Annotated in this window: 21 protein-coding genes; 2 read left to right on the top strand and 19 right to left on the bottom strand. The window is 30.4% G+C overall.

Annotation, left to right across the window (positions count from 1 at the left end; all coding sequences use genetic code 11):
- Positions 1-63: 63 nt before the first annotated feature.
- The 16 genes from ACFSTE_RS22500 to ACFSTE_RS22425 form a co-directional block, all read right to left on the bottom strand.
- Positions 64-795, bottom strand: coding sequence for an HNH endonuclease (locus tag ACFSTE_RS22500; RefSeq protein ID WP_378298407.1), 732 nt, complete (start codon positions 793-795; stop codon positions 64-66).
- Positions 796-968: 173 nt separating this feature from the next.
- Positions 969-1,610: a hypothetical protein gene (locus ACFSTE_RS22495; protein ID WP_378253901.1), complete on the bottom strand. Its 642-nt coding sequence runs from the start codon at positions 1,608-1,610 to the stop codon at positions 969-971.
- Positions 1,607-3,262, bottom strand: coding sequence for a reverse transcriptase domain-containing protein (locus ACFSTE_RS22490; RefSeq protein WP_378253903.1), 1,656 nt, complete (start codon positions 3,260-3,262; stop codon positions 1,607-1,609). The genes ACFSTE_RS22495 and ACFSTE_RS22490 overlap by 4 nt, the downstream gene beginning before the upstream one ends.
- A 155-nt stretch (positions 3,263-3,417) precedes the next feature.
- Entirely contained in the window at positions 3,418-4,050 is a 633-nt protein-coding gene (locus tag ACFSTE_RS22485; RefSeq protein WP_378253905.1) for a nitroreductase family protein, read from the bottom strand.
- 4 nt (positions 4,051-4,054) lie between these two features.
- On the bottom strand, positions 4,055-4,909 hold the full coding sequence (gene hchA, locus ACFSTE_RS22480; RefSeq protein WP_378253907.1) for a glyoxalase III HchA: 855 nt from the start codon (positions 4,907-4,909) through the stop codon (positions 4,055-4,057).
- Between the two features lie 75 nt (positions 4,910-4,984).
- Positions 4,985-5,560 carry a Crp/Fnr family transcriptional regulator gene (locus ACFSTE_RS22475; protein ID WP_378253909.1) on the bottom strand — a complete coding sequence of 192 codons (576 nt, stop codon included), beginning with the start codon at positions 5,558-5,560 and terminating at the stop codon, positions 4,985-4,987.
- A 71-nt stretch (positions 5,561-5,631) separates the two neighbouring features.
- Positions 5,632-6,093, bottom strand: a complete 462-nt coding sequence (locus ACFSTE_RS22470; protein ID WP_378253911.1) for a hypothetical protein — start codon at positions 6,091-6,093, stop codon at positions 5,632-5,634.
- Positions 6,090-6,671: a hypothetical protein gene (locus ACFSTE_RS22465; protein WP_378253913.1), complete on the bottom strand. Its 582-nt coding sequence runs from the start codon at positions 6,669-6,671 to the stop codon at positions 6,090-6,092. The genes ACFSTE_RS22470 and ACFSTE_RS22465 overlap by 4 nt, the downstream gene beginning before the upstream one ends.
- Positions 6,672-6,879: 208 nt before the next feature.
- Positions 6,880-7,344, bottom strand: coding sequence for a hypothetical protein (locus tag ACFSTE_RS22460; RefSeq protein WP_378253915.1), 465 nt, complete (start codon positions 7,342-7,344; stop codon positions 6,880-6,882).
- A gap of 389 nt (positions 7,345-7,733) precedes the next feature.
- Complete coding sequence (locus ACFSTE_RS22455) at positions 7,734-8,240, bottom strand: hypothetical protein (RefSeq protein ID WP_378253919.1); 507 nt, start codon at positions 8,238-8,240, stop codon at positions 7,734-7,736.
- Between the two features lie 161 nt (positions 8,241-8,401).
- Positions 8,402-8,965 (bottom strand): nucleoside monophosphate kinase, encoded by a 564-nt coding sequence (locus ACFSTE_RS22450; RefSeq protein WP_378253920.1) that lies wholly within the window; start codon positions 8,963-8,965, stop codon positions 8,402-8,404.
- Positions 8,966-9,111: 146 nt separating this feature from the next.
- Positions 9,112-9,996: a hypothetical protein gene (locus ACFSTE_RS22445; protein ID WP_378253922.1), complete on the bottom strand. Its 885-nt coding sequence runs from the start codon at positions 9,994-9,996 to the stop codon at positions 9,112-9,114.
- Between the two features lie 159 nt (positions 9,997-10,155).
- Positions 10,156-10,437, bottom strand: a complete 282-nt coding sequence (locus ACFSTE_RS22440; protein ID WP_378253924.1) for a hypothetical protein — start codon at positions 10,435-10,437, stop codon at positions 10,156-10,158.
- Between the two features lie 159 nt (positions 10,438-10,596).
- Positions 10,597-11,898: a RelA/SpoT domain-containing protein gene (locus tag ACFSTE_RS22435; RefSeq protein WP_378253926.1), complete on the bottom strand. Its 1,302-nt coding sequence runs from the start codon at positions 11,896-11,898 to the stop codon at positions 10,597-10,599.
- Between the two features lie 238 nt (positions 11,899-12,136).
- Complete coding sequence (locus ACFSTE_RS22430; RefSeq protein WP_176029726.1) at positions 12,137-12,529, bottom strand: hypothetical protein; 393 nt, start codon at positions 12,527-12,529, stop codon at positions 12,137-12,139.
- Positions 12,530-12,660: 131 nt separating this feature from the next.
- Positions 12,661-12,873: a SymE family type I addiction module toxin gene (locus ACFSTE_RS22425; protein WP_378253928.1), complete on the bottom strand. Its 213-nt coding sequence runs from the start codon at positions 12,871-12,873 to the stop codon at positions 12,661-12,663.
- A 95-nt stretch (positions 12,874-12,968) separates the two neighbouring features.
- Between ACFSTE_RS22425 and ACFSTE_RS22420 the strand changes: the two genes are divergently transcribed.
- The gene (locus ACFSTE_RS22420; RefSeq protein WP_378253930.1) at positions 12,969-13,184 is read left to right on the top strand and encodes a helix-turn-helix domain-containing protein; all 216 of its coding nucleotides are present in this window, start codon (positions 12,969-12,971) and stop codon (positions 13,182-13,184) included.
- Positions 13,185-13,275: 91 nt separating this feature from the next.
- Here ACFSTE_RS22420 and ACFSTE_RS22415 read toward each other — a convergent pair whose 3' ends face one another.
- Together ACFSTE_RS22415 and xerA are read right to left on the bottom strand one after the other, a co-directional pair.
- The gene (locus ACFSTE_RS22415; RefSeq protein ID WP_378253932.1) at positions 13,276-13,683 is read right to left on the bottom strand and encodes a hypothetical protein; all 408 of its coding nucleotides are present in this window, start codon (positions 13,681-13,683) and stop codon (positions 13,276-13,278) included.
- 80 nt (positions 13,684-13,763) lie between these two features.
- Entirely contained in the window at positions 13,764-14,891 is a 1,128-nt protein-coding gene (gene xerA, locus ACFSTE_RS22410) for a site-specific tyrosine recombinase/integron integrase (RefSeq protein WP_378253934.1), read from the bottom strand.
- A gap of 93 nt (positions 14,892-14,984) precedes the next feature.
- Here xerA and ACFSTE_RS22405 point away from each other — a divergent pair, with 93 nt between their 5' ends.
- Positions 14,985-15,353, top strand: coding sequence for a hypothetical protein (locus tag ACFSTE_RS22405; RefSeq protein WP_378253936.1), 369 nt, complete (start codon positions 14,985-14,987; stop codon positions 15,351-15,353).
- 326 nt (positions 15,354-15,679) lie between these two features.
- Here the strand turns inward: ACFSTE_RS22405 and ACFSTE_RS22400 are convergent, their stop codons facing one another.
- Positions 15,680-15,832, bottom strand: a complete 153-nt coding sequence (locus ACFSTE_RS22400) for a hypothetical protein (protein WP_378253938.1) — start codon at positions 15,830-15,832, stop codon at positions 15,680-15,682.
- Positions 15,833-15,848: the final 16 nt, after the last annotated feature.

Below are 15,848 nucleotides of genomic sequence, written 5' to 3'. Positions count from 1 at the left end.
ATTTTTTAATACATTCAAGATAGGAAAAAATGACCAAGTGATAGGCATGGGTTATAGTCATTGTTAGCTACCGTTTTTTATTATTTTTTTCAATTCATCAACACTTAGAGAATCCAATTCACGATGAAGCATTCTATGACAATTTGCACAGACTAAAGCCAAATCATTTATTGATGTTAAAGATTCACCTTCTATTTCAGACAATGGTGTTTTGTGGTGACATTCCATAAACCCTTTTCCTAATTCTCCATAGATTTCATAAAAGTCAAATCCACATATTTCACAATCTAATTTTCGATACTTCTTTAAATAATTCTCTTTTTTCTTTTTATTCAGTTTCGGATTCCGTTCTCTATGTTTATGTAATTTATATATTACTTTTCCTTCTTTTACTTTTAATTGCTCTTCTTCGTCATCATCTCCAATTCGATATAAATTTTCGGTTAGTTCCGAATCAGAAATGGTTTTCTTTATTTGTTCTGCGATTCGTTTAAGTCCATCAGTATTATTTTGAAATTCAAAGAAAACTTCTTCGTCAAGTTTACTGTATCTATCCATTCCTTTTCCTTCATATTTAGGGTCAATGGCTTTGAAGTTATTCAACTTCATAGATACACCATTCGGATTTCTAAATTTCAAACTATCAATTCTCTCTGTATGAATTGGAAGCTTATTAAGTATTTCAGAAACTTCAATGACTTTCGGATTCTTACTATCCATTTCCCTTGGTTCAATTGAATGATAAAGGTCAAGAGCAAGTATTATTTCATCTCGATGCCATTTTGGTGGTTTCATTGTCTTTTCAAATGGTAGCTAACGGTCTAGTGTATGAGTAGTAGCGGGTTTATTCTCATGAACCTTTCGGTTTTGCACTGACCTTTATTTTATGTTTATACTTTTGTTTTATCACTTAAACCGCTATTACTTATACACATTGTTAGCACCTGGCTTTTTTCAAATTTTCAAAATTACTTATAAATAAATTCAATTAATTCAAGAGTCTTAGGGTATTTGACGCTAATTGTTTTCTGAATTTGGTTATAGTTTAATAATTTCAGGGTATGCTTTCCTGATTTTTTATCTACGGTTGTGTTATGTTGTACTCTGCTTCTTATGACATATAATTGCTCAAGCCAACTGCCTGCATTGGAAATTGGCTGTTCATAGGATTTCATTTTATCATATCGCCTTCTTTCTTCACCATAATTATTTTTATCACCTGTATAATCTTCTGGGTTTATTGTGTCATTTCGTATTTCTTGAATATAGTGAAGGACTAGGTAATCAACGAATTTTAGTGCGTCACTTAACCAAGCACCAACCTTAATATTTTTCGGTAAATTTTGAAATTTAGGGCAAAGTGTTAAACATACTGTCGCATGTTCTGAAGAGCCAATATATTCCTGTTCAGATAATATTTCATTAAAATTAACAGCTAATTCTCTTTGTATAACATCTTCATAGAAGAGAATAAAATTATCGTCAGAATCCGAAACATTAATAATTTTTTCTTCTATTAAATCGGTTACAATAGACCTCATTTTAGGGGATAAATTATTATCTGATTGTATAATCCCTTTTAAGTGGTTCAAGTTGCTTAAATCCATCATATGCTGAACCAAGATTTTATGAGTTCAACTGAAATTTCTTCTTTTCTGTAGTTCATAAACCAGTCTGACAATGTATACCTGATGTAAGGTTCTTTGTCATTTTTTATAAGGTCATTTAACTTATCTTTATTTATTGTTGAATAATCAGAATTACTTAGAAGTATTTTATAAAGGGATAATCTAATTAAAGGTGAGGACTCACTTTTTAAATTTTCAAAAACCTTTAAATTTTCTTCTTCACTCAGGTTTATGTTCTCTATAAAAAGAATATTTGTTTGATAACTAAACCATTCAAATCTTTTATATTTTTCTTTGATTGAAATGATTTCCCTTTTATATTCATTATCTATTGGATGATTGTTTAGATTCCAACAGAAATGATTTGCCCTCCAAAAAAATGTATTTAAACCTGCTATCCATATGGGTATAAGAGTTTTGCTTAACTTGATTTTGTCATTGTATTGATGCAATAAACGAACATAAACTCTCCATATATAAGCAGAGCCTATCAAGTCAACTTCTAACGATTCTAAATCATCAGAAACAAACATTCCATCATCAATTAGTTCATAATAATTCTCAATAATCTCATTTTCTATATCGTCAATTCTTCTTTCAATAATTGAAACTGCTTCATCTGGCTCAACATTTAATTCAAAGTAATCTCTTTGCATTGAGAATTCTTCAAAATATTCACTTTCGATTAATTTCTTTTCATCCTCGCTTAATATGATTTCCGAGACACTTTGATTTTTCAGGGCTTTCTTTTTTTCTTTGTCTAAATCACTTGAAACTTTCTCAATAATTGTTTTCTTGGAATTGATTGATAAAGCATGGTCTTTTAAATAAGAATCAATTAATAACAACCCATTTTCTAAATCGATATATTCATTAGAATAAATCTTAAAGTCATCTGTATAACGAAAGTATGATAGGGACTTATCTATCATTAACTTATCTAAATCATGTAATAATAAATTAGCTATAAAAAATGAAGCAATCGGACCAGTTGGTATACCGACTTGAAAAGTTGGTGAATTTCTTGTGCCACTCCAAATATTAAGACATAATAGAAGTAATTCGATTATTGAATTTTCAATTTGATTACTTTGTAAAATAAAGGCTAAGCTAGAATGAGGAATTGAATCGAAAAATCCCGTAATATCAGTATCTAGTTTGAATGTCAATTCGTTATTCTCTAATTGCTGATTGACCGAGTTTACAAATTCATTAAATAAGGGTACATAGTTCTTAAAGAAGCTATAATCAGGATTGAAATCATCTAGAATATTTATCCCAAACTTTACATTTTCATGAAGTATATTTCCAAAAACACATGAAGAGGTTGTTTGCATTTCATCATATACTTTTTCAGCTACATGATTTGCAATAGCCTGATAAACTATTGAGTCTTCAATGCTTAAAACTGTTTTTACTCGTTGAGTGCCAATTACTTTTGGTTCATAATATTTAAAAGGTCTGCTTGGTGAAAAATTTTGATTTTGAAGTCTTTCACTTAAGTCTCTTAGATTATCATCAAGCTTAATTTTATACAATGATTCTCCGAAAAAGTTTCTTACATCTTTAGTTGAAGACTTTTTAACTCTTTCATAAGCAAGTTTTAGTGATTTATAGTTGAAAATATTTTTCATGTATTTTTTTCAGCTTAGTGCTAACGTTCTGTATAAAAGCAGTAGCGGATTTATGTGTACTAACTTTTAGTTACCAAGTTAGTGAATTAAAACAAAAAACGGTTTGAGATTACTCCCAAACCGCTGTTGCTTTTATACCTTGTTGTAAGTAGTTTTTATTCTACTTCAGTAATTAAATCTTCTCTACTTTTCCTAACCTTTTTAAGGTTGACTAACCAATCATTTTCTGTATCCCGGTAACCCAGGGGAAGCAAAACACAGCTTCTTAACCCTTTTTCTCTGAGACTTAGTATTTCATCTAAGGCATTCGCATCAAAACCTTCCATTGGAGTAGCATCAACTTCTTCAAATGCGGCTGCCGCAATTGCTTGTGAAAATGCAATGTATGCTTGTTTTGCTGCGTGATTGAAATTTATTTCAGGATCTCTTGGAGGATACCCCTTCAAAAGCATCTGCCTGTAATTTTCCCATCCTTCATTTTTAAACCCTCTAACCTCATTAACTAGGTCGAACATCTTGTTAATTCTATCTTCAGTATATGTGTCCCAAGCTGCAAATACTAATAAGTGAGAGCAATCTGAGACCACAGACTGATTCCATGCGATTGGCTTAATTTTATCTTTTACTTCTTGATTAGTAACAACATATACTTCAAAAGGTTGTAATCCGCTAGAAGTTGGTGCCAATGATATCGCTTCTATTATATTATCAATTTTTTCTTGAGGAATTTTTTGATCATTCATGGCCTTGGTGGCATAACGCCAATTAAGTTTATCCAGTAATTCCATTTTTTTAGTTTAATTTTTTCAATAAAGTATTCGCTGCAAGCTTCCCTAATTCATTTGATGCTAGTGGACTAGATCCAGTAATTAACCTCCTATCAACACATACGGTTTTATCCATTTTAGTATTCATCAAATTAACACCTAGACTTTTTAATTTTTCACTTAGTCCATATGGCATTTTACCTGGTAGATAACCGAACATTGGTGTTTTATTGTCAACTGAATCTGGGAAAACAGCCATATTATATCCTTTGTATAAGAACTCTTGATTATCCAAAGTGGTTGATAAGAATGCTCCTGGTCCATGACATAGACTAATCGTAAATAAATCCTTTTCATTTGCCCATCTGAGTATTTTTCCAACATTTACGTCCTCAGGAATGCCAATCATTGCTCCATGACCTCCAGGTACAAAAACGGCAGCATACGAATCCGAATAATCAAATGAAGACTTAATGAATTCAGAAAGCTTAAGTGGTTTTTCAAAGCTTGCTTTATTTTCATTATAGATGTCTTTTACATGTTCATCTTTTTCAGGGAAAGCCCACATTTCAAAAACCACAGGTTTTCCCGTTGGGGTGGCAATTTCAAATTCAAATCCTGCATTTTTCAAATGAAGCATAGGTAACAAAGCTTCTACTGGGTGATTTCCTGTGGAGAAGAATTTACCGTTTTTCATTTCTAAATTCTTTTCTTCTGTGAAAATGACCAGAATTTTTGATTTTTTACCTTGGTATTTTTGATAGGTGATATTTTCAAAATCTGTTTTGTCAGATACTCCCATTTTTAAAGCCATTTTGGATGGGCTGTATGATCCATCTGATTCCAGTTTAGGAGCAAAACCCAATATTTTTTTAAGCATAACCTTTGTGTTTTAAATTTCAACTTCAAAAATCGGGTGCTGTTTTTGGATAAAAATTACCCTATGGTAATAAATCTATTTTTTAGCTATTTCTGCTCGCACTCTACTCAGACTTTGTTGAGTTATGCCTAGGTAAGATGCAATGTGATAATTGGAAACGTGTTGTTCAATATTAGGGTATTGTTCAAGGAACAAATTGTATCTCTCAAGAGCCGTCAATTGCAATTGGTTTAGGATTCTTTTATGCAAACTAACTACATGCCGCTCTAAGTTTTTTCTTTGAAAAGGTTCAAATTCTGGAAATTGAATGTAAATCTCATTTAATTTTTGAGCATTAAATTCAATAACATCAGAATCAGAGATACATTCTACTGTAAGTGAAGCGGGCTCATTGTTGTAAATTGCCATAAAATCACTAATCCACCAATCGTTAATTGCAAATTGTAGAGTATGCTCCTTGCCTTCCTTGTCAATACAAAACGAACGAAGACTACCTTGAGTAACAAAGAAAGTCTTGTTTACAGTTTGACCTGCTCTTATTAAAATTTCTCCTTTCGACACCATTTTTTCTTTGGAAATAGAATAGATATACTCCTCAGCTTGTGAGGAAAGGGAAATTGAATTTTTTATTTTATTGATTAAGCTTTGCAACTATAGTTTTTGAATTACTTACAACGGTAAATATAACAAACGTTGTTGTTCCGAAGGACAACTATGTTTTGTTATATAGTGTTATGTTCTTTTTTTATTTGTTCGGTCAACTTTAATATTCTTTTTGAATCCATTTCATCCCAATGAGGTTTTTTATATGAATATGAATTAAATTTTTTGATTGCTCGGTACAATGGTAAAATTATCTGATCATAATTCCCTTCGAATTCTTTGACCAGTTTTACCGGTTTACTTTCGAATTCGTCAGATTCTGAAATTATAATGTTGTAACTTTTCTCAAGTTTTTTTATCTCAAAATAATAACAATGAGGTCCCAAATGCCAGATTACTTTCGAAGGGTTTGTTATTCCGCTACTTAATTGAAGTAACGTATCACATAATTGTTCAATTGGATCGGTTGGAACATTAGAAAGATCTATTTCTAAACTGAAATCCTGCCATTGAAAATTCATAAATAGCCATCCATGTTCTGGAATTCCAAATTCGATATATATCCTGTTGTTCTTTTTCATTTAAATAACTCTGCCATTTCTTTGTTTCCAGAGTTCTGAGCTAAACTATGCCCTAAATTCCAAATCTCTTTTTCCCAGTTTTTCCATCCAGTACTATTTGGATTATTTGCCAAAATTTGAGTTTCAATATTTTTTGCAATCACATTATACTCGTAAGAAACTCCATCCAATGTAATTCCTTTGTTGGCGTCAAACATTTCAAGGTTATTTATTTTCCAGATAGGATCATCAGTATCATTGATTTTATCTTGAACATATAATTCTGTAATTTCTCCATTAGCGTTATAGAGAAAAAGACCTTGAGTAAGTTTCTCAGGATTATTAATTCCTCTGAATTCAGTTTTGTTATACTTAATTGTTATTAAACCACCCCAACCAACAAATGACAAACTCATTTTTGCGATCCAAATATAATCTATTGAAATTTCGTTGTCGCGCCAACCTTTTTCATTACGAATTGTATGTCCGCCAGCATAAAGTTCGTTCAATCCAACTTTAAGAGCTAAATTTCTTTTTATAGCTTCATTCAGCTGGAATTTTTTCAGTTTTTCAGATTGTTTTATTTCAGCTCTGGTCATTTTTTTGATTGAACATAACGGTTAGCTATGCGTAGTGCGGAAGCAGAAAATCACTGTTTTTCCGAGCTAGTACTTAGCCAAAGTTTATGTTTTGTTTTTATATTTTCTAAAATACTAAATTTAAATCTTTGGCAACAAACCAAATAAGCAACAACCTTTCGATTAAGCCAAAACCCCGCATTATCGCATAGGTGTTGTTACCCAACGTTTATTTTAAATCTTTTTGGTGACCGTCTACAATTGTTATTTTGTCAACAGTGCCGTCATATAGATTAAACACAATATAAGGTCCATTCTCAATTTTTAATGTTAAAGAGTCTTTGTCAATTCCGTTATGTGCTTTCCAATTTAGTTGAAGGTGATTTACAAAGCCTATCACTTTATGAATTTTACTTTTGGATTTGATTTTAAAATTTTCGAAAAGTGAAATGTCATATTTTTTGTATTCCAAATTAGAAAACTCCAATGGTTTTTCAATCAGTTTGAATTCAATTGCCATTTCATTAATTATACCATCAGTAAATCCATAACGATATTCTCCGTAATGGATATAACCATAATTTTTTTCTCCACTAACATTTGTCGGTTTACCCAAAGTCGCATATAAATTCCCTACAGTCATTCCCATTTTTACTCCATTTAAAGTTTTTCCTCCTTTTAAGAATTCAATCATACTTTTATTCCGATTTTGTTTTCAATCCAGTCGTGAAAATATATTATCAATCCAATTATGAGATGAAAACCAATTAATATTTGTCCAAGCAATTCTTCTGAACCTCTAGAATACATTCCAAATAATCCTGTGACAATATGATAAGCTGTCAATAAGAAAAGTCCAATATTAGATTTACTATTCAAAACCCATAATATTAATATTATCTGGACTATTTAATCTACCAATTTGAGTTGGAAGTCTTTCTCCTCCAATTTTGTTGTACACTAAAATCATCAAAATAATTTCAACTATGATTGTTAAAATTATGGCTGAAATTAAAACAGGTCTACTTTTCATCTAGTTTCTCTATACAATTTCTGTTTACGAACGTGTTTATATTTCCACATTCAATATCTTAATTTACCTAAGAACTTATTTAATTTGTGTCTGATTCCACCAAGTTCCCAATTTACGTCAAATTTTTTCTCTGGTTTATTCGAGTTTGGAGGTTTAGTGGCATAAGAAGGTCGAGCAACTTTACAATGTAACATTGGCTCGTTATTTATTATTGTTGGATAAAATTCTGCTGTATGAGATGTTTTTAAAAAGTATCTAATTTCGATTATCGTTTTATTTGATAGCGATTTATATATGTAAAGGTTTATATCATAAAGATTTTCATAAATCGCAGTCAATTCAGTAACAATTTTGTTCAACGATTTAGGTGATTTTTTATCATTAATTTTTTTTCGAATTTTAGCACGCTCAAAATAGTTCTTTCCAATACTTTCGTCAATTTCCGACATTATATATTCACAATTCCTCGATATTTTATTCCAACAAATATTAGTTGCAATATCAATCAAACTTGATGTAGCCTCAGAAATTTTATTTTCGAGTTCCGCTTTTTTCATAATGTTGGGTAACGTTTAATATATGTGTCGTAGCGGAACAAATTGTTACCTAACCATGGACACTTCTGCGCAGATTTTATACATTATTCTGCTTTAAAATCATTGCGCCATCATAAATATACGTGAACCATTCGATTAATCGATAATTAGCTATGATCACGTCATATAGTGTTATGCACTGATTTTATTTTTTCTTTTATTTCGTTCATTTCCCAATTCACAGGATAATCAAGGTCAATTTTTGAGATAATTTTTGGATTCTCAATTAATTTCAATATTTCATTATTCTGCTTAGTTGTCTCTTTAAATTTGTTCTTCATTTCTTCCGCTACATTTTCATAATTCCGTTCCGAAATAAGATCTTCAATGTTTTTTAATTCCAAAACCCATAACCTACTAATTTCAAAATTAGATTTAGATAGTAATATTTCTAAAGAATTAAATTGCTCTTTTGTTCGAGGATATCCTGTAAGTAAAATTCCGTTTCTAATTCCTTTAATATTCTCAGCGATTAATTCCGTAATCAGATCAGTTGAAACCAATTTTCCATCTTCCAGGCATTTATTAATTCTAATAGCTAATTCAGATTTTGAGTCATTCCTCAACTTATTATTAAATAAATCTTTGATAGAAACTTTTGTCAAATCAAATAACTTAATCAAAGTATTTTCAAATGATTCTTGAGAAGAAAAAGTACTGGATGTTATTAGGTGACATTGTTTCATTTAGTTTGTGCATAACGTGTTTGTATATGGTTTGTTGCGTGGTTTAGCACGTAATTTAGCAAACAAAAACCGAATAGAAAATCCGCGAGGATTTTCGTAAGTAGGCTAGAACTAGCAATAAATTATATACGGTGTTGGCAACAGTTTTACTCTTCTAATTTTTTTATTCGACTTTCAAGTGAATTTAACTTTTTCATATCAGGAAACAAATTTGAAACTTGTTCTGGTTGATTTAAAGCTGGATGTATTTCCGCTCCTTTTTCAATTAAGTTAGAAAGCATTTTAACAGATAATTTAAGTCGTTCAATTTGTTCATTATCATCACCCTCAAAACTTTCATTATATAATTCTCTTGCCTCAGCTTCTATCATCAAATCAAGTGCTCGTTTTTGTTTTTCCTGAATTTCTTTCAAGCTATCATTTTTAATCTCTAGTGATTTTACGTGTTGCTCAATTAATTGCCCTTCTTTAAATTTTTTAAAAATCACAGCAGCTGACCAAGTCAAACTTCCAATTAGAGTGACAGCAGCAATTGACCCTAAATAAACATCTAACCAAATTGAACCATTTTCTACACTGTCAATTCTGACTTGTCCGTTTATTTCATCATTTACAATAGCTTGTGATAGAATTTTATGGAAATCGGAACTAAATTTAGAGAGGTCTTCAAAGTCGGTAACTTCAGGAAGTTTAATGCTTATACTGTTTTCATTAGTTTCTCCAGTAATTTCTTTGAAACTTTTACTTAAAGAGCCTACAAGATTTATTAAATTTTCCAATTTTGCTTTTAATGGACGAGCTTCATTTATGTTTAATGAAATTCTATCTTTATTTGTTGTGAAAATTGCACTAGAACGTAGTTCATTTATTTCGTCTATTAATAAACCTGTTTTCTCTAATTTATTTATTGCTTTTCTAAACCCAACTAATTTATCAAAATAGGACATTCCATTATTTCCATTTTCCTTATACTCAAGAACTAATTCTTCGTTAAGTTCTGAAAAATGGTTTTTTAATTCTTTAATTTTCATATGAGTTTTTAATTGTTGCCAACGGTTTGTGTATGGTGCGTTGCGTTAGGTTTAGCGACTAATTTAATAAATAAAACTGCTGATAGTTCTTTTGCGAGTGATTTTCCGAGAAGAAAATCCGAAGCAATGAACTATACACGGTGTTGTGGCACGTTTTTTTTATTCCGCCATAATTAATTCCGCCATATTTATTAAATCCTTAGTTTGGATTTTTTCCAGACCATGATTATTAGCAACTTCCACAAAATCATTTAAATCACCGTTGTCAATAATGGTTTTTAATTCAAGTTGAAGTTCAGAAAATTCCTGTTCCCCTTCAAAATTTTTATAGTTTTCAATCTGCTCTTTAATTCCTGATTCCGTTAAATCATTATTCATCGTGGAAAGCATAGCAATCCAGTGATTAAAATATTCCTCAGGATATTTTTCAGAAAGTTCCATTCGTTTAATTTCCAATTTTACAATGTGCTACAACGGTTTTGTGTATGATTTCGTTGCGTGTTTAAGCACTAATGTTAGCAAATAAATTACAGATAGAAAATCCGCGAGGATTTTCGTAAGTATGCTATAACTAGCAATGAATTATACACGGTGTTGTAGCTAGTATTTTTTCAATTTTTTTCTGTTTCTCTTCATTATTCTTTTAAGTCTAAAAGTCAAAAATCTTTCGGTAATTCTTGATTCGATTTTATATTTATTTGCTTCAGCATATAACTTCTTTTCATTTTTCTCAATTTTTTCTCTTTGTCTTCTAATATCTTCTTTCCATTCATTCTGTTTTATTTTATTAATATGATTACCAAGTGATTTTGAAACTAATATTTCAGAATTTAAATTGTTTATGTGGTTATACAAAATTGATAGATGCAAATTGTAGTATTTTAAAAAAAGGAAATACTTTTTTTCTTTGATACACTCTATAATTAATTCTCTTAAAATGACTGTGATGTCATCTAAAACACTATGTACTGTTAAAATATAATTTGAATAAGCGCTACTTATATTTTTATAGCTTGGTTTTGTTAAATGAGTTAAGACTATATTAGAATTATTATTAGTTAAATATCGTTTAAAGTATTCGTCTTCGGCTTTATTAAATCCATTAAACGAGTTGATTTTAGGTATTTCATCTTTTTTCGTTTCAATTAGAAAGAATTTGTGATTGTATTTCATTTCCAATTCTAACCATCTGTTCCTTACTTTTAGGTAGTTACGAGTAAAAACTTTACTTAAATTTTCAAAATATTTATATTCTTTTAAAACTGAAGCAATAAAGACTTTGTCTTTAAAAACAAGTGATTTTCTTTTTGAGAGCAAAAACAAAAATTTTTCCAGTTTTTTATCTTTTCCGTATTCTTTTAATTGAGAATCAAAGATTACATCAGTTATCTCAACAAGAGTAGCCCAATTATGGTCAAGTCTATTTCTTAATTGAACTTCAACAACTTTATTGTCATTTGGTAGTTGTAGATAAAGATGAAGAGACTTATATCCATTGGGTTTAGGATTTTTTATATAATCTGTACGTTTTCGAACAGTAAATTTTTTAGTAATTAATTTTTCTAGTTTGTAAACTTCTCTATCATTATCAACTATACATCTGCATCCGGAAATATCCCACATTCTCGCAAATAGTTGTTTTTTTTTCGGGTCAACATTTAATCTTTTTAATTTCCCTATAATAGTTTCAATTCGCTTAATACGATAAGTGATAATTGCATTTTTATTTACTCGTTTACTTAATGAACATAGAGAGTTAAAAGTTGCATTAGTAGTTTCTTTGAAAGAGATTCTATGTTCTTGAATTTGTTCTTTTGTAGAGTTTTTAATGTTAGGATATTCAGCTCTAATTTTATCGCCAAGTCTATTTATATCTCCGTTAGTTTTTAACGTTATTTTCATTTAATAAATTTCATTTTCATATGAGTTCGCGATATTAGCTACAACGATTAGTATATGGCAAGTAGGGCAGTAGAAAGCGATAAACTTTCAAGTTTGCACTGAGCCAAAACGTTGTATTTTGTTTTTAATTTATTCATTCTTAAAAGCCAAATCAACGATTTGGCGGTGTTGGTAAAAAGCACTGAACTTTCGTAAATCACCGAACTCCCTATTTGCTATATACCTTGTTGTAAACCGTTTACTTTTCAAAATACCAGCCAATTGCGTTTAACTCATTCCACTTTATTGCGTCAATTAATTCTGCTTCTTTTTTAATGTTCTCAAGCCCAATTTTATTAATTAGAATTTCAACTTCGTCAAATAAGTCAATAAAATCAGGAATCTTTTCATAATCAGTATCCAATTCACATTGAATTCCAATTGCGGGATATTTATTTCCTAAAAAATCTCCATATCTTATAATTCCGAATTTTGTTCCATTAGGAAATTCCTTGAAGTGTATCGGTAACTTTCTTCTTAACACTTCTAAGCATTTTAATGTAAAATCGTCACAAGGATTCAAGACATCATAAAAGGAAGGTTCTATTACGAGAAATTGTTCCGTTTTATTATTTTCTTCTATTATCCACATTTTAGAACTTGATTTAGCAATGGTTTACAACGTTTAGTATATGAAAAGTAGTGGATTTTCAAGTACTAACTTTTCAGTTTTACATTATCCATAAATTTATGAAATTCATTTTTATTTAAGCAGTTAAACCACTATTTTTTATATACAGTGTTATGCTCTTTTTCTTTATTAACTGTTATTATCAGTTTGTTCTTTTCCTGGTCAATTTTTACAGTATCCCCTTTTTTAAATCCAAGTTGTTCAAGCCATAAACCTTCGAGTCTAATTTCAGGTACAAAGTAATCGCTTCCCCATCTGCGATAACGGAACTTACTGTGTATTTTTAAAATTCTAAATTTACCCACTTGTCAACTACTTATATGACAAATATAAAAATTTAAAACAGAATGTCAAACTTTTGTATGACAAAATTGTCGTATAATTAATTGACATTTGTTCTATGAATAAAGAACAACTTAAAAAGAAAGTCGGTCAGCGTATTGTTGAGTTAAGAAGTCAGAAAGGTTGGAATCAATCCGATTTGGCTCGTGCTTGCAATAAAGATAGACAGGCACTTGAAAAGTTAGAGAATGGAAGAGTTAACCCGACTATTTACACACTTTTGGAAATCGCTAAGGCTTTGGAAGTTCCGTTAAAGAAATTAGTTGATTTTTAAGTTGATTTTTTTTTTAACCATCTAAGCTTAGATCATACTTTACACAGTTTTTAAGATCCTGCTTATAAATATTGAGTCAATCCGATATGAGTTACTTACCGTTTTGAAAGTAATAAAACACTAATGAAACTATTGCTGAACTTGCGACACCAATGAAAAAACCCATTAAATAGTCAAACCATCTTGCCCTTTTTTGACTTGTAGAATGTGCTTTTAGAATAGCTTCAACTGTTGCTTTTTGAGTTTCTACAATTGGTTTGAGTTTCTCTTTTTCACTTTCAAGTTCTTGAATGGTTCTTTCGTTATCTTTTAGGCTATTTTTTTGCTCTTCAATAAAATCTTTTAAATTTTCTAAACTTTTAGAAACAGAGTCAAGGTCTTCAATTTGTTTTTCAATAGTCCTTGGTTGTTCTTTTCTTTTCTCTCTATCTCTAGCAATTTTTGTAACTAATCCTCCAAATAAACTTATTATAGCAGCTATGAATGTGAGTATTTCCATTTATTTTTAGTTTGGATTTTAGTTAATTGAGCATAACAATTGGATATGTGTACCGGTACACATATTTCCATTATATTTTTCTACAAATCTAGCGGATTTCTAATTGATTTAAAATTATTTAGGGCAACTTGTGTGTATACTTCTGTTGTTTTTGTACTACTATGCCCTAGTAAAGTTTGGATGTATCTAATATCTGTTCCGTCTTCTAAAAGGTGAGTGGCAAAAGAATGCCTTAACATATGAGGAGTTACCTTTCTTCTAATACCTGCTTTCTCACCTGCTCTTCTAACAATCTTGACAACACTTTCTGCTGAATATTTGTTTCTAAAAGCTCCTTCGAACAAATAGTCTTTAGGTTTCCATTTTTTGTAATAGATTCTTAAATCTTTTAGTATGGTGTGAGAGAGTAATGAATACCGATCTTTATTATTTTTAGCATTTCGAATAAAAATTAACATTCGTTTACTGTCAATATCAGTTACCCGTAGGTTTAATAGTTCACTTCGACGTAAACCTGCTGAATACAATAAACCAATAATGCAACGATGTTTTATATTATTAGCATGTTCGAGCATTGTGATAATTTCTTCTTTTGATACTACTTTAGGGAGTTGTTGCTGTTTTCTAGGTCTTTCAATACTATAAAATCGATTAGGCATTCCCATTACAATTTCATAATAGAATTTAATGCTATTGATAGCTTGATTGAGATAACTATTGGATTTGTTTTGACTAATGAGATGCTGTAAATAGCTTCGGATTTCCTCCTCTGACAAGGTAATAATATCCTTATCGAAATAGTGGTTAATAAATTTTTCAAATTGTGATATGTAGGTTTTACAGGTGTTTAAGGCATATCGTTTGAGTTCTAACTTTCTCAGGTATTCCTCTGGTACATACTTGTAAGAAGTTGTTTTGGTTCGATTACGATACCAGTTAATATCTACAGGTTCATTGTCTAGAATTACTTTTTCCTTAAAAAAAGAATTCCCGTTTACCCAAGTCACTCCTTTAAATTTGTTAAATATTTGATCTAGATTTTCTTTAGTGTTTACAATATACACCATTGAAAACTCTTTACTCCATCTAGGATTTGGAAGTTCTTTAATCAGTCCCTGAATCACCTTGTCAGGATAAAATTGTATTCCGATCATCTTTTGATTATGGATCAATAAATGTTTAAGGGTGATATGTTTATTAGGTTTCATAATACAAATATGTGCTATTTATAAACCATAGTAGTATTTTAGTCGAATAACATTCGAATAGGATTCGACTACTATTTGGTTAAACAAAAAATAATGAACACTTGTCCTCATTGCAATGCAGAAATCATTGGAAGATCTGATAAGAAATATTGTTCCCCTCACTGTAAATCTGCTCATCAATATCAAAAGCGTAAATCAGAAGAAGCTTTATATTATGCTATCGATAAACAGTTAAAGACGAATCGAAAACTTTTAAAGACCTACAATAAATCAGGAATGTCCACCATACGGAAAGAAAAACTGATTTCAGAAGGTTTTGATCCATCTTATTTTACACATTACTGGAAAAACAAAAAGGGACAAGTATATCTGTTCTGCTATGAATATGGGTATCTGGATTTAAAAGAAAGTCAAAAAGAAAAATATCTCTTAGTCACCTGGCAAGATTATATGAAGCATTAGATTATGATGATTTTAGGAGCTTTTTTTCTCCAATTGTGCTCCCAAAACAAGCGTAAAATTCTCCAAAAACAGTCGTTTATAAGGTGTTTTTATGCTTAAAACACCAGTGTTTTTGACCTAAAAAGGAAGAAAAAGACAGTGCTTAGGTAAGTTATTTCTTACTTTTTTATTGAAAAAAAAGAGACGTACAGCAATTAGTCAAGTGTTGTACAACAATTTGATGTTTGTTCTTAGAACAAATTCGGCTTTTTTTAGGCAAAAAAAGCCCCCAAACAGTAGGTTTCTCTGTTTGGGGGATGAGGGGTTATCCCATTTTTAATGGGGTGTTATTCATATTTCCATACGTATTGTACCTTCCCGGATTGTTCCGAAATGTCATTTCCGGATACTGCTTCCTGAGTGTAGAATGTATAGGATAGTGATAGAGCGGGATTCGATTGTAATAGGGAGGCTGTTATGGAGGTGTGTACTGTTTTCATGATGATGTTATTTATT

It is taken from the genome of Aquimarina hainanensis (assembly GCF_042684685.1).
In the GTDB taxonomy this organism is placed as follows: Bacteria; Bacteroidota; Bacteroidia; order Flavobacteriales; family Flavobacteriaceae; genus Aquimarina; species Aquimarina hainanensis.
The sequence above is the reverse complement of the archived record's forward strand: the minus strand, read 5'-3'. Positions and strand labels throughout refer to the sequence as shown.